The sequence below is a fragment of the Mucilaginibacter ginsenosidivorax genome, assembly GCF_007971525.1.
Lineage (GTDB): Bacteria > Bacteroidota > Bacteroidia > Sphingobacteriales > Sphingobacteriaceae > Mucilaginibacter > Mucilaginibacter ginsenosidivorax.
Genome location: NZ_CP042437.1, coordinates 7,422,947 through 7,444,614, shown reverse-complemented (window position 1 = coordinate 7,444,614; position 21,668 = coordinate 7,422,947). Strand labels below are relative to the sequence as shown.

The 21,668-nt window shown below is 41.2% G+C and carries 22 protein-coding genes; 13 read left to right on the top strand and 9 right to left on the bottom strand.

Annotation, left to right across the window (positions count from 1 at the left end; all coding sequences use genetic code 11):
* Nucleotides 1-24: 24 nt before the first annotated feature.
* The 4 genes from FSB76_RS30580 to FSB76_RS30565 are packed head-to-tail and all read left to right on the top strand — an operon-like array spanning nt 25 to nt 2,788.
* Nucleotides 25-444, top strand: coding sequence for a nuclear transport factor 2 family protein (locus tag FSB76_RS30580; RefSeq protein ID WP_225976360.1), 420 nt, complete (start codon nt 25-27; stop codon nt 442-444).
* Between the two features lie 11 nt (nt 445-455).
* Complete coding sequence (locus tag FSB76_RS30575; protein ID WP_147060310.1) at nt 456-1,070, top strand: pyridoxamine 5'-phosphate oxidase family protein; 615 nt, start codon at nt 456-458, stop codon at nt 1,068-1,070.
* The gene (locus FSB76_RS30570) at nt 1,071-1,970 is read left to right on the top strand and encodes a helix-turn-helix domain-containing protein (protein ID WP_147060308.1); all 900 of its coding nucleotides are present in this window, start codon (nt 1,071-1,073) and stop codon (nt 1,968-1,970) included.
* A 47-nt stretch (nt 1,971-2,017) separates the two neighbouring features.
* Complete coding sequence (locus tag FSB76_RS30565; RefSeq protein ID WP_147060305.1) at nt 2,018-2,788, top strand: DNA-formamidopyrimidine glycosylase family protein; 771 nt, start codon at nt 2,018-2,020, stop codon at nt 2,786-2,788.
* A 303-nt stretch (nt 2,789-3,091) separates the two neighbouring features.
* On the opposite strand, the gene FSB76_RS30560 is transcribed toward FSB76_RS30565, so the two are convergent.
* From FSB76_RS30560 to FSB76_RS30545, 4 genes are all read right to left on the bottom strand, one after another.
* Nucleotides 3,092-3,517 (bottom strand): GNAT family N-acetyltransferase, encoded by a 426-nt coding sequence (locus FSB76_RS30560; protein WP_147060303.1) that lies wholly within the window; start codon nt 3,515-3,517, stop codon nt 3,092-3,094.
* Nucleotides 3,483-3,992, bottom strand: coding sequence for a low affinity iron permease family protein (locus tag FSB76_RS30555; protein ID WP_147060301.1), 510 nt, complete (start codon nt 3,990-3,992; stop codon nt 3,483-3,485). The genes FSB76_RS30560 and FSB76_RS30555 overlap by 35 nt, the downstream gene beginning before the upstream one ends.
* 93 nt (nt 3,993-4,085) lie before the next feature.
* Complete coding sequence (gene fbaA, locus FSB76_RS30550) at nt 4,086-5,165, bottom strand: class II fructose-bisphosphate aldolase (protein WP_147060299.1); 1,080 nt, start codon at nt 5,163-5,165, stop codon at nt 4,086-4,088.
* 224 nt (nt 5,166-5,389) lie between these two features.
* Entirely contained in the window at nt 5,390-6,913 is a 1,524-nt protein-coding gene (locus tag FSB76_RS30545; protein WP_147060297.1) for a lipase family protein, read from the bottom strand.
* A 301-nt stretch (nt 6,914-7,214) separates the two neighbouring features.
* Here FSB76_RS30545 and accD point away from each other — a divergent pair, with 301 nt between their 5' ends.
* Entirely contained in the window at nt 7,215-8,060 is an 846-nt protein-coding gene (gene accD, locus FSB76_RS30540) for an acetyl-CoA carboxylase, carboxyltransferase subunit beta (RefSeq protein ID WP_147061123.1), read from the top strand.
* A 77-nt stretch (nt 8,061-8,137) separates the two neighbouring features.
* On the opposite strand, the gene FSB76_RS30535 is transcribed toward accD, so the two are convergent.
* Together FSB76_RS30535 and gpmA are read right to left on the bottom strand one after the other, a co-directional pair.
* Complete coding sequence (locus tag FSB76_RS30535; protein WP_147060295.1) at nt 8,138-8,623, bottom strand: hypothetical protein; 486 nt, start codon at nt 8,621-8,623, stop codon at nt 8,138-8,140.
* Nucleotides 8,624-8,703: 80 nt separating this feature from the next.
* Nucleotides 8,704-9,393, bottom strand: coding sequence for a 2,3-diphosphoglycerate-dependent phosphoglycerate mutase (gene gpmA / locus FSB76_RS30530; protein WP_147060293.1), 690 nt, complete (start codon nt 9,391-9,393; stop codon nt 8,704-8,706).
* Between the two features lie 104 nt (nt 9,394-9,497).
* On the opposite strand from gpmA, the gene FSB76_RS30525 reads away from it, so the two are divergent.
* Nucleotides 9,498-10,088 carry an acetate uptake transporter gene (locus FSB76_RS30525; protein ID WP_147060291.1) on the top strand — a complete coding sequence of 197 codons (591 nt, stop codon included), beginning with the start codon at nt 9,498-9,500 and terminating at the stop codon, nt 10,086-10,088.
* A gap of 23 nt (nt 10,089-10,111) precedes the next feature.
* Nucleotides 10,112-10,495: an SRPBCC domain-containing protein gene (locus FSB76_RS30520; protein WP_147060290.1), complete on the top strand. Its 384-nt coding sequence runs from the start codon at nt 10,112-10,114 to the stop codon at nt 10,493-10,495.
* A 128-nt stretch (nt 10,496-10,623) separates the two neighbouring features.
* Here FSB76_RS30520 and FSB76_RS30515 read toward each other — a convergent pair whose 3' ends face one another.
* From FSB76_RS30515 to FSB76_RS30505, 3 genes are all read right to left on the bottom strand, one after another.
* A complete protein-coding gene (locus FSB76_RS30515) occupies nt 10,624-11,058 on the bottom strand; it encodes an OsmC family protein (RefSeq protein WP_147060288.1) in 435 nt (144 codons plus the stop codon).
* A 93-nt stretch (nt 11,059-11,151) separates the two neighbouring features.
* A complete protein-coding gene (locus FSB76_RS30510) occupies nt 11,152-11,568 on the bottom strand; it encodes a DUF3052 family protein (protein ID WP_147060285.1) in 417 nt (138 codons plus the stop codon).
* 4 nt (nt 11,569-11,572) lie between these two features.
* A complete protein-coding gene (locus FSB76_RS30505; protein WP_147060283.1) occupies nt 11,573-12,004 on the bottom strand; it encodes a DinB family protein in 432 nt (143 codons plus the stop codon).
* A gap of 256 nt (nt 12,005-12,260) precedes the next feature.
* Here FSB76_RS30505 and FSB76_RS30500 point away from each other — a divergent pair, with 256 nt between their 5' ends.
* From FSB76_RS30500 to FSB76_RS30475, 6 genes are all read left to right on the top strand, one after another.
* Entirely contained in the window at nt 12,261-13,508 is a 1,248-nt protein-coding gene (locus FSB76_RS30500) for a nucleoside recognition domain-containing protein (protein WP_147060281.1), read from the top strand.
* A gap of 197 nt (nt 13,509-13,705) precedes the next feature.
* Complete coding sequence (locus FSB76_RS30495) at nt 13,706-17,833, top strand: PKD domain-containing protein (protein ID WP_147060279.1); 4,128 nt, start codon at nt 13,706-13,708, stop codon at nt 17,831-17,833.
* A gap of 30 nt (nt 17,834-17,863) precedes the next feature.
* The gene (locus FSB76_RS30490; RefSeq protein ID WP_262713494.1) at nt 17,864-18,874 is read left to right on the top strand and encodes a PorP/SprF family type IX secretion system membrane protein; all 1,011 of its coding nucleotides are present in this window, start codon (nt 17,864-17,866) and stop codon (nt 18,872-18,874) included.
* A gap of 43 nt (nt 18,875-18,917) precedes the next feature.
* Nucleotides 18,918-19,364 (top strand): hypothetical protein, encoded by a 447-nt coding sequence (locus FSB76_RS30485; protein WP_147060275.1) that lies wholly within the window; start codon nt 18,918-18,920, stop codon nt 19,362-19,364.
* A gap of 217 nt (nt 19,365-19,581) precedes the next feature.
* The gene (locus FSB76_RS30480; RefSeq protein ID WP_147060273.1) at nt 19,582-20,214 is read left to right on the top strand and encodes an RNA polymerase sigma factor; all 633 of its coding nucleotides are present in this window, start codon (nt 19,582-19,584) and stop codon (nt 20,212-20,214) included.
* Nucleotides 20,211-21,620, top strand: coding sequence for a hypothetical protein (locus FSB76_RS30475; RefSeq protein WP_147060271.1), 1,410 nt, complete (start codon nt 20,211-20,213; stop codon nt 21,618-21,620). The genes FSB76_RS30480 and FSB76_RS30475 overlap by 4 nt, the downstream gene beginning before the upstream one ends.
* Nucleotides 21,621-21,668: the final 48 nt, after the last annotated feature.

Sequence of the window (21,668 nt, the reverse complement as noted above, 5' to 3'; positions counted from 1 at the left end):
TTTTATCAACTTTAAAACAACTTCATGATGGAAAATAAGCGATATCCCCTCCCTCCTTTTAACATAGAAACAGCGCAGCAGAAGGTGCAGGCTGCCGAGGATGCCTGGAACACCCGCGATCCTGAAAAGGTGAGCCTTGCCTATACCATTGATACCGAATGGCGTAACCGCACCGATTTTATAAATGGCCGCGAAGAAGTTAAACAGTTTTTAACCCGGAAATGGGAGAAAGAACTGGATTACAAATTAAAGAAAGAACTTTGGGGGTTCCGCGAAAACCGGATGGCCGTAAGGTTTGAGTATGAATGGCATGACCATACCGGGCAGTGGTACCGCAGCTATGGCAACGAACTTTGGGAATTTGATGAGAACGGCTACATGCAAAAACGTTTTGCCAGCATCAATGATATGCCTATTGCCGAAGCCGACAGAAAACTGTTTTAAAAGCTAAGATCATGAATTATGCACAAATTGCATTTACCGACGCCGTAAAGGGTTTCCAGGAACGATACGGCAGCCGGGTCGGTTATGCACGGCAACAGGAATTTAAATACACAGATGGCTTTACCGAAAGTGAGGAGGATTTTATAAGCCAGCAGGATAATTTTTACATGTCAACTATCAGCGAAAGCGGGTACCCTTATATACAGTTTCGCGGTGGGCCTAAAGGCTTTTTAAAGGTTTTGGATCATGAAACCCTTGGCTTTATTGATTTTGGAGGAAACAAACAATACATATCCGCAGGTAATTTGGCTACCCATAATAAGGTAGCTTTATTCCTGTTAGATCAGGCTGCAAAAGCCCGGCTTAAGATTTTTGCAGAAGCGAGTATTTTAGATATCGAAAATAATGCCGAATTGTATGATAAGCTAAACCTGCCCGATTATAAATTTAAGCCCGAAAGAATCATCCTGTTAAAGGTAAAAGCTTACGACTGGAACTGCCCACAACATATCACCTCAAGATACACCCTTGAGGAGATTCAACATGAGTTTGCAGCCCAACACGAATATATCAATAAATTAAGAGCCGAAAACCAGGCACTTAAAGCACAATTAGCATCAAAATAAATGGCCGACAATCAAAATACATTTACCCTGGTCGATCCTTTAACCGGGAACCTCGCCTTCAAACTTTTTTTGTTTGAGGATAACAGCTATTTTGACCATTTACAGCGTAATAATTATTTTTCGGTTATCTGGGTAAAAGGAGGATCGGGCCGGTTAAAATCCGACTTTTCGGAATACAGCTTTGAAAAGGACAACTTGTTGGCGTTTACACCCTATCAACCGTTCATGCTTTCTACAGAGCAAGCTATTAATGGCGCGGCTATCCAGTTTCACCCTGATTTTTTTTGCATCCATAAACATCATAAAGAAGTATCATGCAGCGGCATTCTGTTTGATAATATTTACCATCCGCCATATATAAAAATCGACTCCACCAGCGCGGCTACCTTTGATATGATAATAAACCAGGTAAAAGCCGAGATGCAAAACAAGGGTATGGCCCAATTTGATATCCTGGTATCGTATCTGAAAATTTTCTTGATCACGGCATCCCGCCTAAAATCCGAGCAGCAGGCGTTGGACAGGGATCCCGACAAAGTGAACAAAGAGCCATTTGTTTTACAAAGCCTGCAGGATGCCATCGAGATACATTACAAAACCAAACATAGCGCGAGTGACTATGCCGATATGCTCAACATTTCGGCAAAGGCGCTTGCCCGTATCACCAAAAGCCATTTTAATAAAACTATCAGTAACCTGATTGCCGAACGCATTATCATCGAGGCTAAACGCGAATTGTATTTAACCAATAAACCTGTAAAAGAAATTGCATGGGAACTGGGGTATGAAGACGAATACTATTTCAGCCGGTTTTTTAAAACCAATGCCGATGTATCGCCGCAAATGTACCGGGAGACAGTAGGCGTTGGCAGGGCAAGTGACAATCAGCTGGTAAATTAAAAACTAATCCTTTTATATTTGGTTTGATTTTTAAAACATCAACCACCATGCCCGAACTACCCGACCTGCAGGCTTTTAGCCACAACCTTGATAAAAAACTTGGCGGTAAAACCGTTAAGGAAATTGTTATAGTTAATGCCAAAAAGCTTAATGTAAGCCATGAGCAACTAAAGGATACCCTTGAAGGCCAAAAGCTGGATAAGGTGTATCGCGAAGGCAAAGAACTTTATTTAAAGTTCGATAAGGGTGATATCCTGGCCCTGCACCTGATGCTGCACGGTAAGTTGTTTTTATTTGATAAAAAAAACGAAAATAAATATCCCATCATCGAATTACATTTTACCGATGGCAGTGGCCTGGTGCTAACTGATTTCCAGGGCATTGCAAACCCCACTTTAAACCCTGAAGAAAAAGAATCGCCGGATGCCATGGCAATCGACGCTGATTTTTTAAAAACAAGGTTAATTAAAACCAAAACCAACATAAAAACCGTTCTATTAGATCAAAAGATCATCAGGGGTATTGGTAATGCGTACGCCGATGAAATATTGTGGCATGCAGGCATCTCCCCTTTTTCGGCAAGCAACAAAATACCCGAGGCAAAGCTTAAAGATCTTACTTATTCCATTCACGATGTTTTAAAAAATGCGGAAAAGGCGATCCTTAAATCGAACCCCGATATCATAAACGGTGAAGTGCGGGACTTTATGCTGATCCATAACTCAAAGAAAACCCACAGCCCGAAAGGTGCTGAAATCAAGGTGAAAGAAGGCTCGAGAAAAACTTATTATACAGACGAGCAGGAATTGTTTGAGTAGCATACGTCCGGTAATAGATAAACAGCGACTCCCCATAATTAAAAAATCGTTGTTGAGAGTATCTATTTAAAGATATTTCTCGTTGCGAGATATAGGATGATTGTTAAAAAAGGGCTGTCATGGTGAGTAACCGATATTTGCTTTTAGCAAATAACCGCATTGAAAATGACATTTTTTAATACTGATAACCAGCAAGTTACAGACTTGTCATTGGCAGCTTGTCGAACCATAGTGGGAAAAGGCCTCTCCGCGCGGGTCTTCGACAGGCTCAGACTGACAGGCCAATCATTACTATCCTGAAATCTACTTCTTAACCATTTTATAATGTCTCATCCCAGCTTCTTCAAACTCCGGCCCCGACTGCTCAAAACCGAACCTTGTATATAATGAGGCTGCTTGTACCTGTGCATGCAGGTAAACGTAATCTGCATCGGCCGGTAAAGCTTCCAGCGCGGCATTTACAAGAGCCTTACCTACACCCACCCCTCTGAATTTTTCAAGTACGGCAAAACGTTCCAGCTTATAGCCTTTATCTGTCTTTCTCCACCGGCAGGCACCTGCAGGCTCACCGTCTACCGTTGCCAAAAAATGGGTGGATTCATCATCAAATTCAACCTCAAGTTCGGGTGGGCAATCCTGGCCAATAACAAACACTTCATATCTGATAGCTGATGCTTTATCCAAGTCGGCCTGTTCAATTACTTTTTTTACTTCTGTTTTCGACGGCATTGGTGTAATGTGTACTCGTTTTAAGGTGCTCTAATTTGCTGTTATGATTTGCGGCCGCGGCATCAATAGAGTGCGTGCACGTGATATCATCTTCCAGTTCGGCAAGGTCAGATAGTTGTACATAAAACTTGTGCAGTTGATCAAGCTCCTGTTCATTTAAATCTTCAATATCAACCATCCGGTTACTTGCGCCCTGGTGCGAAGCCAGCAATTCATTCAGCTTTAAATGTATGGCTTTTGAATCTTTATTTTGTGATTTTTGGATCAAAAAAACCATCAAAAAGGTAACTATTGTTGTACCTGTGTTAATGATAAGCTGCCAGGTATTGGAGTACTGAAAAATTGGACCTGTTACGCCCCATACAATGATGATGGCCACAGCGCCTATAAAGGCAGCGGAACTTCCGGTAGCGATAGTTGCCCAGTTGGCAAACCTTTCAAACAGATTTTTTTTCTTTTTTTTTGCCTTAGCCATTTCGTAGATGTTACTTAGTGATCATTTTGGCTAAACAACAAAGCGCCGGTACATTTGTTGCACCGGCGCTTTAATAGTTTTAAAATTGGTTATTTATAGTTTGCTGGTGGCATCGATACAATTAAGATCTTCAAAAGCCGCTGCAAGTCTTTTTACAAAATTCTCTTCGCCTTTGCGTAACCATACGCGCGGATCGTAATATTTTTTGTTTGGAGAATCTTCGCCATCAGGGCTGCCAATTTGCGATTGCAGGTAACCTTCTTTTGATTTATAGTAATCTTTAATACCTTCCCAGTATGCCCATTGCATATCGGTATCAATGTTCATTTTAACCGCGCCGTATGAAATGGCCTCACGGATTTCTTCCTGGCTTGAACCAGAACCGCCGTGGAATACAAAGTTGATGGGTTTTTCTTCGGCTAAGTTGAATTTTTGTTTTACATACTCTTGTGAGTTATGCAAAATAACCGGCTGTAATTTAACGTTGCCTGGTTTGTAAACGCCATGGACGTTACCAAAAGCAGCAGCCACAGTAAAACGTGGGCTCACTTTTAATAAGTGCTCATATGAGTAAGAAACCTCTTCTGGTTGCGTATATAAACGAGAGCTGTCAACATCTGAGTTGTCAACACCATCTTCTTCGCCACCGGTAACACCTAATTCAATTTCAAGTGTCATGCCCATTTTGGCCATACGTTCCAGGTATTTAGCAGATATCTCGATATTTTCTTCGATAGGTTCTTCAGAAAGATCAAGCATGTGCGATGAAAAAAGAGGCTTGCCTGTTTCGGCAAAAAACTTCTCGCCATGATCTAACAGGCCGTCAATCCACGGTAATAATTTTTTTGCGGCGTGGTCGGTATGTAAAATTACAGCAACGCCATAATGTTCAGCCAGTAAGTGAACATGCTTTGCAGCCGATACACCTCCTAAAATACAGGCTTGCAGTTTTGAATTATCTAATGATTTGCCGGCGTAAAATTGTGCACCGCCATTTGATAGCTGAATAATAACCGGAGAATTTACCAGCTTAGCTGTTTCCATAACCGCGTTAATAGTATTGGTACCTATAACGTTTACTGCCGGCAAAGCAAACTGATGCTTTTTAGCTGCTTCAAACAGTTCCTGCACCTGATCGCCGTGCAGAACACCTTTATAATTTTTTAAATCCATGAGCTTTTATTTGGGCCTCGAAGTTATAAAAATTCTTTGTTTTTGATAAGAAATGTTGCTATTAATAGCTGAATATTAACATTTTGTTCAGCTTTATTAGCAAAGTATATTAAAACGATAGTTTTAAAGGGAAAAATGATAATAAAAGGGCAAAATTGAGTTAAATTCACCTCTTTTATTATCATTTTCATAATATCAGGTTAACCTTAAAGGTAACAGTATAATCAATTTACATAATCGGTGCCGGGTTCAATGTCGCTAAAGTCATGATTATAAGGCATTGGGCCATCATATTGCATCAAGGTGAATACCTGCTGGCTTACAACACGCTGCAGGCATATATCAATAAGTGTAGTTGAATTTGGTTGTATAACTTTTTTCAGAAATTCGTCGTCGGCTTTTATTTCAAATGGTACATATTTAATAAAACCGGTATCAGGACGCGGATTTACAATCAGGCCCAGCTTTTCTGCACCCGTTAATTTCGGGCGCAATTCTTTCCCATCATACGTAATAGGTTCACTTCCGTTCATGATATCATGGTTAACAAAATACGTTACGGTTTGCGGCGATATACTGTTTTGCTGCCTGTCGGCAAAAAAGCCTTCAGGTAAATGATTTGGATCGGCATTGTCGCCGGCGGTAAAAATAAGGTCATAATCTGTTACCGGGTAATCCTCCGAATCATGAATCCTGAAAATTACCATCGAAAACTTATCGTGAATAAAATACCTGTCGTGCAGAAAAAAGCCTTCCGATACTTTCTCTACCTGCTCCACCGTCTGAACTTCATTTGTCTGAGCTGCAAATGCATCGGCAAGCGCATTGTAATCAGCTATATTATTTACTTTAATACAATCCAATATCGCTTCAATTAATGCAGCGCTTTCTGCGGAATCAGTTGTAGCGTCTTCTTTTGGGCTGGCCATAATTCCCATGGTGGTACCCGAGTGTGCCTTCCATTTAACAATCCTGAACGCTGTTTTAGGGGCTGTGTCAAACTCCACCGTCATTGCCTCTGGCGTATCTTTACCACCGGTGTTAATAACCGGCCCTTGCTTTACACTTACATAAGTAGCGTTTAAGTTAGCGGCGGCTGACCTTACCACACCATCTGAACCAAGTTCGCCGGTATACGAATTAAGGTTGTCATAAAATGCACGGTCGATTGACTGCCCTATGATGCTAAACGGAAAAATGCCATTTTCGCCAATCTCCCCTCCTTTTCCTTTTATCCACTTTTCATTAAGGTCCCATGATTTATCGCTGCCAAGTTCCAGCCAATTAAGTACGCCCTGCCCTGGCTCTACTTTCTCAAACCACGATTTTAACCTGCTTATTTTACTTTTCCCCAATTGTGCCAATGCCGAACCAAAGTTGGCAGGCGCCAGCATAATCAAATGGCTCATAGGGCAAACGGTGGCATCGGGCTTATTATAATAAAAATCAAACCATTCCCTTACTACCGGCCCTCCGGTAGAGTGAGTTATACATATAAAGCGGTTATTAGCGGCTATCTCGGCCGATAACTGCTCCCGAACAGCATGTTCAAATGCCCTGGAAATATCGTGCAATTGTACTTCGTCATGAAAGCTGACGTATTGCCCAAGGTAAATATCTTTAACTGTTACTGTTGGAGCAATGTTGGTAGCCTCGTTTTTTAAACGCAGGGGTAATTGGCCGTAGGTGTTGAGGTTGGTAACGCTCCAACCATGAACAAACACAAGTACAAGATTGTCTGATTTCATCGGATTAAAATTTAGGTGATTAAAAATATAATGTTACAAATTTAAAACGATAGTGTCTTTAATTTAAATACCTTATTTAAAACCAAATAGCATAACCATTAAAGGCGAAAATACATTTTGCAATTGGTTAAGCCAGGCAGCGGCCATTGCCAATTTTTCTTTGTTAAACAGTACTATATACCTGGTTACAAGCGGTAAATTATAGTGTAGCAATTTTTATAAACTTATTAGTAATCCATATTTAAACAGTTTATAATTTTTTTCGTTTCTTTGTAGCCAATTGAAAGAGTTAGACATAGATATGGCGTGGTTTAAACGAGAGTTGAAAGGGATAATTACGACTACTGAGGAAAAGAAGGAAACCCCTGATGGTATCTGGAATAAATGCCCTAATTGTAAGAAACCTTTACACTATTCTGAGCAGGTTGAAAATCAATATGTTTGCCATTACTGTGGCTTTCACCTGCGCATAGGTTCAAAAGAGTATTTTTCTGTTTTGTTTGATAATAACGAGTTTACAGAATTGTTTGCCGATTTAACATCAGGCGATCCGCTGCATTTTGAAGACACAAAAAAGTATACTGATAGGCTGAAAGAAACGCAGGCAAAAACCGGCTTGAAAGACGCTATCCGTGCAGGTGTTGGTAAAATTGACGGACAAGATATTGTGATTGCCTGTATGGACTTTAATTTCATAGGCGGTTCGATGGGATCGGTAGTAGGCGAAAAAATTGCCCGCTCAATAGATCATAGCATAGCTAACAAGATCCCATTCCTGATGATATCCAAATCTGGCGGTGCAAGGATGATGGAAGCCGCATTTTCATTGATGCAAATGGCCAAAACATCTGCAAAGCTGGCTTTGTTGTCACAAGCTAAAATTCCCTACATCTCTTTATTAACCGACCCTACAACAGGAGGTGTTACAGCATCATATGCTATGCTGGGCGATATAAACATTGCCGAGCCTGGTTCATTGATTGGCTTTGCCGGCCCAAGGGTTATAAAAGAAACCATTAAGAAAGATTTACCAAAAGGATTCCAGACCGCTGAGTTTGTTCAGGAACATGGTTTCCTTGATTTTATAGTTGATCGCCGGGAAATGAAAGAGAAACTGGCTTCGTTTTTGAAGATGATGAAAAACTAAGTTTCGGATATAATACGAATCATAAAGAAAGGCCCAACTCGGGCCTTTCTTGCTTATACAGGATTTTTCTGATCGTATTACTTCGCAAAAAAAACAGCAATACGCTTGCCAAAGGCAACTGTTAAAATACCTACAAATACTTTTGTTATTGATGATATTACCGCGTTTTGATCGTTTTCGTTGGCTATATTGTATAAGCGATACAGCAAATCAGGAACGGTGTTAACAATAAGCAAGCCGCCGATAATAATAAGGGCTATCTCGTATATTACCTTTCTATCTGCAAACAATTTTACATTTTCCTGCTTATCTGCACTATTTGTAACAAGCCTGGTAATTAGTTTTGTGCCGGCTATTAAAAAGATGGATAAGGCCATTATAAACACAAAATTTATGATATTTAGCCAAAATAGATTCATTTGCTCAGTAGCGTGATCGGAACCCGAAATGGCACTGAACGTTTTTAAGAAGGTAAAAAAACCGGGAACTTTGGATAGGTTGGAAACCAGCAGGTAAACACCAAGTATCTTTATGGTTATTTCATAAATATCAGATTTCTTCATTTTTGATTTAGCGTATGGTTTATAATCAATCGGGACGACTAAGATAAACAAATGCCGTACATATCCATGAAAATCAAACTTCAATCCAAATAATAATGCCTTATCTGGTTTAACCCGTGATCCAATTCATAAACCCAGGGTGTAGCCGTGGGTATTTCAAGTTGGGTTACCTGCTCATCGGTAAGGCAATCTATATATTTAATTAACGACCGCAGACTGTTGCCATGGGCAACTACAATTACCTTTTGGTTACGGCGCATGGCACTTACAATGGTTTCGTTCCAAAATGGCAATACCCTATCCATGGTCTCGCTGAGGTTTTCTGTAAGTGGTAACTCACGGTCTGTTAAATCTTTATATCGCAAATCATGGCCGGGAAACCGCGGATCGTCGCGGGTAACAGCAGGCGGGTGTTCATTGGGGTCGCGGCGCCATTTTTGAACCTGTTCGGCACCATATCTTGCTATGGCTTCATCTTTGTTCATTCCCTGTAAAGCACCGTAAAAACGTTCATTCAGTCGCCATGATTTCTCAACCGGGATCCATAAATGATCCAACTCCTCCAATATAAAATGCATGGTTTTAATTGATCGTTTTAAATAGGATGTAAAACCGACATCAAAGTTGTAACCGTTCTTTTTTAGGGTTTCCCCTGCTTTGTGAGCTTGCAGGTAGCCGTTTTCGGATAAATCGACATCCTCCCAACCTGTGAAACGATTTTCGAGGTTAAAAACACTTTCGCCGTGGCGTATCAATACTATTTTTTGCATAGGTATTTGCTTAACGCAAAAGTAAGGGCAGAGTTGTAAATAAAATTGTAAAATATTCATAAATCAATTAGCTTGCATTATAAACCAATTAATTCTAAACCAATATGATCCCTACTACACCTGCCCCTGTAAAGGATGGCATCGCTAATCCGGCTCCGCTTGGGCTTTGCGCCTTCGGTATGACAACCGTTTTATTAAACATTCATAACGCCGGCTTTTTTGAAATGAACAGCATGATACTGGCTATGGGCATTTTTTATGGTGGCCTGGCCCAGGTTATTGCAGGAGTTATTGAGGCAAAAAAGAATAACACATTTGGGTTAACCGCATTTACATCGTACGGCTTTTTTTGGCTATCGTTGGTTGGTCTTATTGTAATGCCCAAACTGGGCTGGGCCACTGCACCATCTGAGGGTGCAATGTGTGCTTATTTAGCCATTTGGGGCGTGTTTACGTTCCTGTTGTTTTTTGGTACATTAAAGTTAAACCGTGCATTACAGTTTGTTTTTGCATCGTTAACCATATTGTTTTTCTTATTAGTGGCAGGTGATGCAACAGGTAACGCTACTATTAAACATTTGGCTGGTTATGAGGGTATTATTTGTGGCGCATCGGCCATTTACACGGGTATTGCCAATGTGTTAAATGAAGTTTACGGCCGTGTTGTATTGCCAATAGGCCCGGTGAACGTTTAAAATAATCTTGCTAAATTGCGCAGGTGAAAGATTTTAAAAAATACTATAGCATACCGGCAACGCCCGACGAAATTTATATGGCATTAACTAACCCCATAACTATTGAGTTATGGACAGGTGAAACAGCCGAAATGAGTACTGAACCTGGTTCGGAATTTTCCATGTGGGATGGCAGTATTGTTGGCAAAAACATAGAGTTTGATCCAGGGAAAAAAATTGTACAGCAGTGGTATTTTGAAGGAAAGTCGGATGATTCGATAGTTACCATAAAACTACACCCCGACAAACAAGGTACATCTGCAGAGCTTAGGCATACCAACATCCCGGATGAAGATTTTGATGATATTACCGATGGTTGGACTTATAGCTATTTTGGTGGTTTAATAGACTTTTTTGAAGGCGAATAACTGGAATCGGTGCGGTAACAAGGTTAAAACAAAAAAAGCGATGAGTAGAATTCATCGCTTTTTAATGTCAAATAAAGTCCCGAGATAAATCTTAAAATTTCAAGAGCTTCATGGAGGCTGGTTGGCCTTTATATTTCCACTGCCGGATGAACAAATACCTTTGATTTGATTTCCGCGCCGGCTTTACCAAGCGTAGCAGCCACAGAACAATATTTATTTAATGATAACTCAACTGCGCGCGCTGCTTTATCCTCATCAATATCGCCATACAAGTGAAATTCAACTTCGATATCCTGCCATAACGATGGTTCTTTGCCGGCTTCACGTTCGCCGTTAACCACCATTTTATAGTCCTTTACTTCCTGGCGTTGTTTTTTTAAAATGCTGATAACATCAATCGCCGAACAGCCTGCAAGGCCCATTAACAGCATTTGCATCGGGCGTATCCCAAAATCCTGGCCGCCACTTTCGGGGCTGCTATCCATTTTTACAGTGTGACCAATGGAATCAACGGCCTCAAAGCCGAAATCGCCATGCACACGTTTAAGTTCTATTGTGGCCATAGTATTAAATTTATAATGATGCTAAGTTAGGTAATTGTTGGCGTTTGCTAAAGGTAGCTTATGATTGTTTACGCTGTTATTACCAAAAAAGTTTTACGCCAATGATTTTCTGTCCTTTACCGGGATAACTAATTTTAAACCCGACCAGATTTCGTCTACAGCACAAACTTTTATATCAACCAGCCCTATTTTGAGGGCAAAATTCCGGATCACATCTTCAGTAATATCAGTAAGCACCTTTGATGCTTTCTTGGGCCATGAAACCCATATCATACCATCCGGCTTTATTTGCTTCATCAACAGCGGCAAATCAGTTAAAAATTCATCCTGGCTTTTGGCGAAAAAATGGATCAGGTCTTTTTTAATACCGGCGTCATTCACAAAGTAAACTTCGGCCGGCATATCGGTGAATAACTGCAAATAATAGTCGGGGGCATTAATCAGCATTACTGTTGCCGATGCCTTTATACCCAGCTTTTTGGCCAGGGGTGTACCGGAGTATCCTGCCATAAATTCAGATAGTTTTTAAATGATGCATTAAATGTTCAACATAATCATTAGCCAACCATTCAACAGTTTGAAGGTTGGGTTCGCTTTTGCTGTTATCACAACGGGCAGTTAACCTGTCGGCCGGATAGTTTTCCCAAACCCTTATTATTTGCCTGTTAAGCAAAATCCAAAGATCAAGCAGTTCCTTAATGTCAACGTCATGGTAATGCTGCACGGCTACATAGGCATCCTGCTGGTAAACCAGTTTGAAATTTTCTTCATACGTGCAACGCACAAAACGTTGCAGGTTTATTTGGGCACTGTCAATCAGGTGGCCAATAACCTCTTTTTTAGACCATTTACCGGGCGCGGGTCTTAAATCCCAGTTATCATCAGAAGATCTGGTTTGCAAAAAATCGGTTATAGCAGTGTTTAAAATGGCCGAAGTGGTAGTCATTGTGTATCGTTTTTTATTAAATAAATTGGGAAGAGAATCAAGAGCCAAGAATCAGAAGTCAAGACAAAAACTGTAAGGTTAATCTGGACTGGAGATATAACCGACAACCTATTCTTAGTCATAATAGCCCCTTTCGCACTTGTCTTAATTCTTGACTCTTAATTCTTGACTCTATTCCCTCCCAAGTTAAGTATTTAAAAATTGTTATTTCATATTGAAATACAAAACCATTAACTTCAAAGCCTTAAAGACACATATGGCCCTTAATTATATCTGGATAGCATTTTTTTTGATCGCGTTTGTTGTAGCACTTATCAAGCTTGTTTTTTTTGGCGACGTAGAAGCTTTTAAATTACTTGTTGATGGTATTTTCAATTCGTCAAAATCATCGGTAATGGAAATTGCCTTGCCACTGATTGGTGCAATGGCTTTTTGGCTGGGTATATTAAATGTAGGGGAAAAAGCAGGCGCCATAAATTTCCTGTCGCGCCTTGTAGGCCCATTCTTTAGCCGCCTGTTTCCTGATGTGCCCAAAAAGCATCCGGCAGTTGGTCAAATGCTCATGAACTTTTCGGCCAATTTGCTTGGACTTGACAATGCAGCCACCCCACTGGGTTTAAAAGCCATGGGAAGCCTGCAAGAGTTAAACCAGGATAAAGAATCGGCATCAAATGCGCAGATCATGTTCCTGGTACTGCATACTTCGGGCCTGCAAATGCTGCCGGTTACCATTATTGCCCAACGTGCAATTATGAATGCCAAAGATCCTGCTGACGTGTTTTTGCCCTGTATTATTGCTACTTATGCCGCTACTGTAGTTGGCTTACTGATAGTTGCTGTAAAACAAAAAATTAACCTTTGGGATAGGGTAATAATAGCCTGGCTTGGCGGTTTAACTGCTTTTATTACCCTTGTAGTCTGGTATTTTACCACCCATTTATCGCATGAACAAATCAGCATAGTATCGAAGGTTGTAAGCAACTTTTTGCTATTCTTTATTCCGGTAGTATTTATCGTGGGTGGGTTGGTAAAAAAAATCAACGTATTTGATGTTTTTGTAGAAGGTGCCAAGAGTGGCTTTGAAACTTCAGTAAAAATTATCCCCTACCTGGTTGCCATGCTGGTAGGCATCAGCGTATTCAGGGCATGCGGGGCTTTAGATTATATGAACGATGGATTACGCTGGGTTTGTGTTAAAGCCGGTTTAGATACCCGTTTTGTTGATGCCATGCCCGTTGCTTACATGAAACCGCTAAGCGGATCGGGATCAAAAGGGATGATGATAGATGTAATGAAGCACTTTGGCACCGATAGTTTTGCGGGACATCTGGGCAGTATATTCAACGGATCGGCCGATACTACTTTTTACATTGTAGCATTGTACTTTGGCACTGTTGGCATCAAAAAATCACGCTATGCTATCCCCGCCGGCTTAATTGCCGATTTAGCCGGCATCATAACTGCCATATTTATTACCTACCTGTTTTTTGGCAATTTAAAATAATCCCGACATCGTTGTGAACGTTAATCATCAACAATTTTTACAGTTGTTATAAGTAATTATTTGTCCGTATTTTGTCGAATACATGCCGTACATTGAATTTTGCTTTTTGTAACAAATTGAGGTATTATTTGAAAATAAATACTATTTTTGGTACAACCATTAAATTTTAAGCAATTTAAGACGATAAAAGCAAGTGAATGAATAAAATATTTACTAAAAATTTATTTTTTTTTGCTTTATTTAATTTAGTTGCTTTTTCCGCCTTAGCGCAAACTATAACTATCGGTAATGTTGATGCCGGCCCTTATGCCCCTGGCTCTACGATAAGCGTTCCCATTCAGATAACGGGGACATGTATTGATCCTGCTAACACTTATAATCTTTACCTTTCAAACGCCAGCGGGAGTTTCGCATCGCAAAAATTAATCGGCAAATTTACGGGCATCTATGCAACCTTTGTAAACGGTATTATACCTGCCGGCACTACTCCTGGCGGTGGTTATTTGGTTAAGGTGTCGGCTACTAATCCGGCGGTTAGCAGCGGCGCTTCGGCTGCATTTTCAATTGTGGCAGGTGCAGGTACTGTTGCAGCTTTGAATTCGCAATCGATAGATGCTAATTATCCCGAAGTGTTTGGGTCATGTTCAGGGGTCAGCAATTCTTCTTACAATTTTATAAATACATCTACCGCAGGAGCGACTGTTATCGCAAGTTTTTACAATGAACTTTCGCAGGCAACCGAGGCATTAAATGTTGATTTTACCAACAATGGCAATTTTACAGCCAAAACAGCCAATTATACAATTAGCGTAAAAGCTACCGCAGGAGGCATTGTGGGTACCTATACTTATACCCTGGTTAATAACCTTGTTAACAATAGTTTTGGGGTTGAGGGCAGCACCACAGCCTGCCTTGGCAGCGGGGCTACTAATTTAACTTACAACATCGATCCTAACGTAATAAAAAACAACTATCCGGGGCTGCTTTATAACGTTTCCTGGGGCGATGGTACGCCAGCTGTATCTTATACCTACTGCCAGATACTTGCAGCCGGCGGCAAAGTTTCTCACGAATATGTTAAGGCGTCTTGCGGAAACATAGTTAAAGGCCAAAACAATTCCTTCGAGGTAAAACTGCAACTAATTAGTCCATTTTGTGGTAATGTAGGTACCCCTGTTGCCAGTTACGCTAAAGTTATTGCGCCGCCAATTAACCTGCCGGTTGTGCCGGTGGCTGCTTGTGTAAATACGGCGGTTAAATTTGTAAATAATTCGTTTCCGGGCGATGACCCCAACAGCACTTCAACAACCTGCTCAAATACCAAAGCCCGCTATACATGGCTTGTTGATGGTGTAACAAAACAAGTTAATTACAAACTGTCTGATGCGTTCATTTATACTTTTACAACTACCGGTACACATACGGTAACCTTACAGCTGCAAAACAATACCGGATCATGCGCCGTTGCCGATGTTACACAGAATATTTGTATCCAGGAACCTCCTGTGCCAGCCTTTTCACTGCCTGTTAATTCGGGTTGCATTCCTCTTGCAGTAACCCCGGTAAACACGTCAAAAATCGACTCAAATTGTAACAATACCAATAAGTACGTTTGGACTGTTACGGGGCCGACGCCGGTAGCTTATGCAAACGGAACAAATGCAAGCAGCCAAACGCCGCAGTTTTTGTTCAATAAAACAGGCGTTTACACTATCAAACTGGCCATCTCAACGGTAAGTTGTGGACTGATAACTGATGCCAATGTACAAACCGTTGTAGTTGATGATACGCCCACGGCTACACTATCAAAAGACACCGTATTTTGCGGAACAAATACTACCCTTAAATTTGATAATACCAACAACAGCGCTACCAGGGTAACATTTTCCGGATCGGCGCAAAACACCGGCGCAACATACAAATGGACGATAACCGGAGGCTCCTTTACATTTGTTAATAATACAACCGATGTTTCACAGTATCCGGTCATAAAGTTTAACGATTTTGCAAAGTATATCGTTACTGTAACCAATACCAACGTTTGCGGGGCACCAGCCACCAGCAGCCAGCGTTTAGAATTTATTGCGGCGCCAACAGTTACTGCGGGTAACTACCCTGCTATTTGTGCAGGAACACCTGTTAATTTGAATGGCATATCCAATAATCCTTCAATAAAAATGCGTTGGGCAGGCGGTACCGGTACTTTCAGCGACCCGAACCTGGCACAAACTGTTTACACTCCATCGGCTGCCGAAATAAAAGCGGGCAAGGTTACACTTGTTTTTCAGGGCATAACCACTCTGGCTGCACCCTGCGATACCATAGCCGACCCAACAACAATCATCATTAACAAGGCCGATTCAATTACAAGTAAAAATACAGTAACTTCATGTGCAGGAAAGCCGCTTAGTTATAATATCACGGCTACGAAACCCACCACAACATTTACCTGGGTAATTGATGCATCAAAAACCAGCGCAACTGCTGGTGGTTACACGGTAAGCGGCAGCGGCAGCTCCATAAACGATGTTTTGACTAACAGTGATTTAAACGCCAATGCAACTGTAACCTATAATATTATATCAACCAGCCAAGGGTGTGTAAGCGGCGTATTTGTGCTTACTGTAACTATCCCCCCGGCTATTGCTACGCCTTCATTTACCAAAGATAATAGTACCGCATGCGGTAATTTGCCGGTTCAGTTCACTAATACATCTAAACCAATAAACAGCGTTTTTTTGTGGGACTTTGGCGATGGTTCAACAGACACTGGGATTAATCCGCAACATACATTTTTGGCAAAAACAGATGGGCGCGATACTGTTTATCACATCAGCTTAAGTATTGTAAGCAATTGTAATATAGCTCCTCCCTATCTCGATTCGGTAAAGATAAGCCCTCAAAAACCTGTTGCAAGGCTAATTCCAGATAGAGTTGAAGGTTGCTCTCCATTTATTGTAACCGGCAAAAACTCATCGCCCGGCAAAAACTTACAATATACCTACTACCTGTACGATGGCCCCTTAATGCTGGAGTCAAAGGTGTATACCGATAAAAGTGATTTTAAATTTAACACCCCATTAAATACCACCCGTACAAAGCAATACACCATATTTATGGTTGCCCAGGATTACTGTGGTAATACCGATACTACCCTGAAACGTACCATAACGGTATCGGCGCCTACCATTACACCAGACATGTTTTTTCTGAATAATAAAAACAGTGGTTGCGCTCCTTTAAATTTAACGCTTGTAAATAATTCATCGGGCGGCGATACATTTTATTATACCATTTATGATGATAAATACGGTGTAGTAACCAATGTAGCAGCCGGTACCGATAATTTGCCCTATGTGTTTACAAAACCAGGCTTGTATTACGTAACCATTACGGCTTCAAGTAAATGTTCGTCAGGCGTCGAGTCATCAAAATCAACAAACCGGGTTATGGTATATGACATACCAAAGGCCGGCTTTCAAGCATCTGATACTACAGGTTGCCGAAGCGTTACAGCATCGTTCACAAATACAACCTATGCCGACCCTAATACGCAGCCGGTAGCCTTATCCTATACATGGTATTATGGTGACGGGACCACAGCAAACGGATTTACGCCGCCGCCACATACTTACAGTTTTAAAAAATCGCCATACACGGTTAAACTTGTAGCTATTAATCCGCTAACCGGCTGTGCAGACAGTTTGGTAAAAAAGGATTATATAAAAGTAACAGCGCCCCCAGGCACTGCCTTTACAGCAAACCCGGATACAATAACCAGTATACCAAATTATCAGTTTCAGTTTGTTGACCAAACAACGGGAACACCCGCCAACTGGGCCTGGGATTTTGGAGACGGAACTTTAAGCACCCGCCCTAACCCAACCCATACTTATGCCGATACCGGAAAATATAAGGTAACACTAATAACCAGCACTAAAGATTTTTGCGATAGCGCAATAACACACTACGTACGCATAACCGGTATCCCTGGCGAACTGTATTTACCAAACGCATTTATGCCAACCAGCGGTACAACCGAGCTAAGAAAATTTGCAGCTAAAGGATCGGGTATTAAACAATGGCACCTGCAAATATTTAATGGCTTTGGCCAGTTAATTTGGGAAACCACAAAACTATCGGCCCCTAAAGGCACCCCGGTTGATGGCGACGGCTGGGATGGTACTTTTAAAGGTGCACCGGTAGAGCAGGGCGTTTATGTATGGCAGGCTTCGGCAACGTTTATAAATGGCAGCGAGTGGAAAGGCATGTCGTACAACAATTCATTACCCAAACGAACGGGTGTTGTTCATTTAATAAGATAAATAATGCGCGTTTTGCTCAAAAGATATATCTTGTGGTTATTAATACTGTTGTGTGGCAAACTGGCTGTTGCCCAGGACCACATGTACTCGCAGTTTTTTAATTCGCCCGTGTATCTTAATCCTGCATTAAACGGGCAGTTCCAGGGCGATTTGCGGATGAACCTGATTTATCGCAATCAATTTACCTCGGTGCCCGGCGGGTTTAATTATCTTACTGCATCGGTTGATTACAATATTCCGCAATTTGGCGGCGGAATTGGTTTAATATTTACCCGGGGCAATGAGGGTACTGCCGGGCTCACAAAAAACAATATAGCCGGTATTTATTCTTATAGCGTTGGTTCTGATGATTTTGTATTGTCGTTTGGTGTACAGGCGGGAGTAACCAACCGCACAGTAGATTATGGTAAATTGGTATTTAGCGACCAGATTGACCCGCGTTTAGGATACATCCCCGGGTCGCCAACAAATGCCGAGTCGCCACGGTTCGACAACCGGTTTTATTTTGATGCCGGCGCCGGGGTAAACCTCGCCCTGAGCGATTTTAATATTGGCGGCGCGTTACAACATATCAATCGCCCAAATGAATCATTTACGGGTACACCCGCAAAACTGCCTATGCGCGGCACAGCACACGTAAGCTATCGATGGGACCTTAATAAAGATGAGAATCTTGATGAGGACGAGAAATCATTTTTCATTCCATCGGTTGTTTTTTATAAGCAGTCAACGGCACAATCAATAAATATTGGACTGCAATATAAAAGGCATAACCTCAATGCCGGTTTATGGGTACGTACTGCCGGATCGGGCGGGCCATCGGCTATTACATTTTCGTTAATATTCGATTTGTTTTTAAACAAAGAGAGCGGAGAGAAATTCAGGCTCGGTGTAAGCCACGATGCGCCAATTTCGGGACTCAATTACAGCAATACCAGTGGTACAACCGAAGGAAGTATTGGTTATGAAACCACCCTGCCCTCGCGCACTGATGCCTATCACAAATTTGAGGGGGCAAGGCGTTGTTATGATTTTTATTAAGAATTTTATTTATACCTTTATCAGTTATATATCCTGAATTACGATGGAGAAAATCTATCACAAAGCGAGACCTGACCAGTCTTATCTTAAAGACAAGCAACATAAAAAGAAAACAGCCATGATAGGTGTATGGATGTTGGTGCTTTTTGGAATTATTTTTATGATAGTGGTAATAAAATTTGCTACGTCTGGAGGCTCGTCTGATATGCTTACATTTACAATGTTCCCAAACAGCGATGATGCTTACCAGGTGGCCAAACAGTACATTGCCCCTACTATCAAATCGAGCAATCTTGCTTTTGCCGAAGACCGTTACCAGTTTGCAAAAAAGTCCGACTCGGTATTTGTCATCAAATCTTACGTAACATCAATTGATGAAAAGGGAGCAAAAGTAAAAACCAACTTCCAGATCACGTTAAAATACGACGGAGGCCCCAAAGCGGTACAGGATAACTGGACAATGATTGATATGAATGAGGTAGCAGAATAGCATTTCATTATTCAGGACAATTTGCGATATACAAAACATCTTAATAAAATCTTTTATACGGTTATTTTACTTTTCATCAGGTTAAAAAAGACAAAAGCGCCTTATATTTAAGGTAAATAAGCCATTCGAAAAAAAAGTTAAATACACAGGCAACCCTTTGCGCTATAAATACGTGTTAGCTGCAAACAGGAATTAATTAAAAAGGTAGCCCGTATATATGGGAGAAGCAGAACTACAACAATTAATTGCGGGCTGTTTACAGCAAAGCCGGAAAGACCAGAAAATGCTATATAAGGCATTTTATGGCTTTGCTATGAGTATATGCCTGCGATACGCCGGCAATAGGTATGAAGCTGCTGAAATCATGAACCAGGGCTTTTTAAAGGTGTTTACAAACCTTCAAAAATATGATACCAGCCGCCCTTTTATTGCGTGGGTTGGCAGGATTATGATGAACACATCTGTTGATTATTACAGAAGCAACCTGAAGCTATCGCTCACCGATGACCTTGACACCGCCGAAGACATCGGGCATAATGAACTCCCCGATCAGAAGTTAAATTACGATGATCTTATTGGCATGGTGCAACAACTGCCCAATGCTTACCGTACGGTATTTAACCTGTTTGCCATTGAGGGATTTTCGCACGAGGAGATAGCGTCGAAACTAAATATAAGTACAGGTACATCAAAATCAAACCTGTTTAAAGCGCGTGAAAAATTAAAAAATATGGTAATCAATTCCGGCAGGTTGCCGGAGAGTAATTCCGGCAGCGGTCAACATACTATTGTGGCTATTGGCACTATAAGCATCAGCATGTCGGTATTGATAGAATTAATAATGAAATGAAAGAGAAGCACGAAAATAAACTGGATCAATTGTTCAGGGACGGCTTAACCGGTCCTGAAGACCACTTTGCTTTTCGTGAGGAGGATTGGGAATCAATGGAACAGCTGTTGGATAAAAAATCCAACAAAAAGGCAGGGTTTATCCGCATCATGTATTATGCATCCGGTATTGCAGCATTATTGCTGCTTGCTTTGGGCTTATACTTTTACAATAAAACCGATAAAATAGATCCAACCAAATTACAGCAAGGCAACGCTAACGTTAAAACAAGTAACGATAAAAAGCTTATCGACCCGGCAGGTCAGCGGCAAGGCAACGGCACGATAAGAGATACAACTACAGGCCTTGCTGCAACCATACCGGCTACTGACACTAAGCGTGCGCAAGGGGGTACTTTATTTGGCAAAACAAAAAATATGGTGGTAAATGAGAGTATTGCTAAAAAGCAATCTTCAAAAATTAACACAGCTGCAGGTGGCAGGCTTTACAATAAGGCTGCAAACATGGCTTTCAATAGTGCTGTACCTGGAAACGCTTCGCCTAAAATTGAAACAAGTAACAAAGTTATGCAGGCTGACAATGTAACCCAGTTGGCCGCAAACAAAACACAACCTTTAACTCAACCAACCAAAAACAAAACGGCTGGCATTGATACACTTTTTGATGGCGGTAAAATAGCATCGGCAAATAATCAGGTAAAAAGCGTTATAACAACAAATCAAAATACGGATACGCTTACCGGTAAGGCTAAGGAGCAGGAAGCAAAAAAGCAAATGGCAATTGTTAAAGCATCAGCAATAAAAAACAGGCCACAGTTTTCTATCAGCGTGTTAGCCGCGTCTGACGCTAATGCGGTAAATTCATTTGGGCATAGCCAAACAGGCACTAATTATGGATTGCAGCTTTCGTTACGCCTTACAAAAAAGTTAACTATAAGCACAGGGGCAGCATACGCTATTAAGCCTTATTCATCAACACCTGCCAGTTATTCGTCTGCGTCTTACAATCCATCAATAACGCCTACTAATATCCAGGCAAACTGTAAGGTACTTGATATTCCTTTGAACCTCAGCTACCAATTGTATTCAAAAGGAAGCAATACGATTGGTGTGGGCACAGGATTATCGTCATATTTTATGCTTAAAGAAGATTACAGGTTTGATTATTCGGCCGAAAGCGGTTGGAAACCACATAACCTGGAAGTACGGAATCAAAACACTCACTTATTTGGCGTGCTGAACATAAATGTTAATTATCAGCGGAGAATAAACTCAAAATTTAGCGCGGTTTTACAGCCTTACATGAAACTGCCACTTACCGGTATTGGCAATGGCAAAGTTGATCTTAAATCAACCGGCGTTGCGCTTGGTGTAAACTGGAACATTGGCTCGGGCTTTAAGCCATGATAGATAGGCCGAGGTATTAAGTACTAAGTCGGATACTTTAAGTTGTAA

Excerpts from the sequence above, each read along its gene's own strand:
- FSB76_RS30555 (WP_147060301.1), bottom strand. The coding sequence starts at position 3,992 with ATGGCTAAGGCAAAAAAAAAGAAAAAAAATCTGTTTGAAAGGTTTGCC.
- accD (WP_147061123.1), top strand. The coding sequence starts at position 7,215 with ATGGCGTGGTTTAAACGAGAGTTGAAAGGGATAATTACGACTACTGAG.
- FSB76_RS30510 (WP_147060285.1), bottom strand. The coding sequence starts at position 11,568 with ATGGCAGGATACTCCGGTACACCCCTGGCCAAAAAGCTGGGTATAAAG.
- fbaA (WP_147060299.1), bottom strand. The coding sequence starts at position 5,165 with ATGGATTTAAAAAATTATAAAGGTGTTCTGCACGGCGATCAGGTGCAG.
- FSB76_RS30500 (WP_147060281.1), top strand. The coding sequence starts at position 12,261 with ATGGCCCTTAATTATATCTGGATAGCATTTTTTTTGATCGCGTTTGTT.
- FSB76_RS30560 (WP_147060303.1), bottom strand. The coding sequence starts at position 3,517 with ATGCCGTCGAAAACAGAAGTAAAAAAAGTAATTGAACAGGCCGACTTG.
- FSB76_RS30525 (WP_147060291.1), top strand. The coding sequence starts at position 9,498 with ATGATCCCTACTACACCTGCCCCTGTAAAGGATGGCATCGCTAATCCG.
- FSB76_RS30485 (WP_147060275.1), top strand. The coding sequence starts at position 18,918 with ATGGAGAAAATCTATCACAAAGCGAGACCTGACCAGTCTTATCTTAAA.
- FSB76_RS30480 (WP_147060273.1), top strand. The coding sequence starts at position 19,582 with ATGGGAGAAGCAGAACTACAACAATTAATTGCGGGCTGTTTACAGCAA.
- FSB76_RS30565 (WP_147060305.1), top strand. The coding sequence starts at position 2,018 with ATGCCCGAACTACCCGACCTGCAGGCTTTTAGCCACAACCTTGATAAA.
- FSB76_RS30505 (WP_147060283.1), bottom strand. The coding sequence starts at position 12,004 with ATGACTACCACTTCGGCCATTTTAAACACTGCTATAACCGATTTTTTG.
- FSB76_RS30575 (WP_147060310.1), top strand. The coding sequence starts at position 456 with ATGAATTATGCACAAATTGCATTTACCGACGCCGTAAAGGGTTTCCAG.
- FSB76_RS30545 (WP_147060297.1), bottom strand. The coding sequence starts at position 6,913 with ATGAAATCAGACAATCTTGTACTTGTGTTTGTTCATGGTTGGAGCGTT.
- FSB76_RS30580 (WP_225976360.1), top strand. The coding sequence starts at position 25 with ATGATGGAAAATAAGCGATATCCCCTCCCTCCTTTTAACATAGAAACA.
- FSB76_RS30475 (WP_147060271.1), top strand. The coding sequence starts at position 20,211 with ATGAAAGAGAAGCACGAAAATAAACTGGATCAATTGTTCAGGGACGGC.
- FSB76_RS30495 (WP_147060279.1), top strand. The coding sequence starts at position 13,706 with ATGAATAAAATATTTACTAAAAATTTATTTTTTTTTGCTTTATTTAAT.
- FSB76_RS30570 (WP_147060308.1), top strand. The coding sequence starts at position 1,071 with ATGGCCGACAATCAAAATACATTTACCCTGGTCGATCCTTTAACCGGG.
- gpmA (WP_147060293.1), bottom strand. The coding sequence starts at position 9,393 with ATGCAAAAAATAGTATTGATACGCCACGGCGAAAGTGTTTTTAACCTC.
- FSB76_RS30535 (WP_147060295.1), bottom strand. The coding sequence starts at position 8,623 with ATGAAGAAATCTGATATTTATGAAATAACCATAAAGATACTTGGTGTT.
- FSB76_RS30515 (WP_147060288.1), bottom strand. The coding sequence starts at position 11,058 with ATGGCCACAATAGAACTTAAACGTGTGCATGGCGATTTCGGCTTTGAG.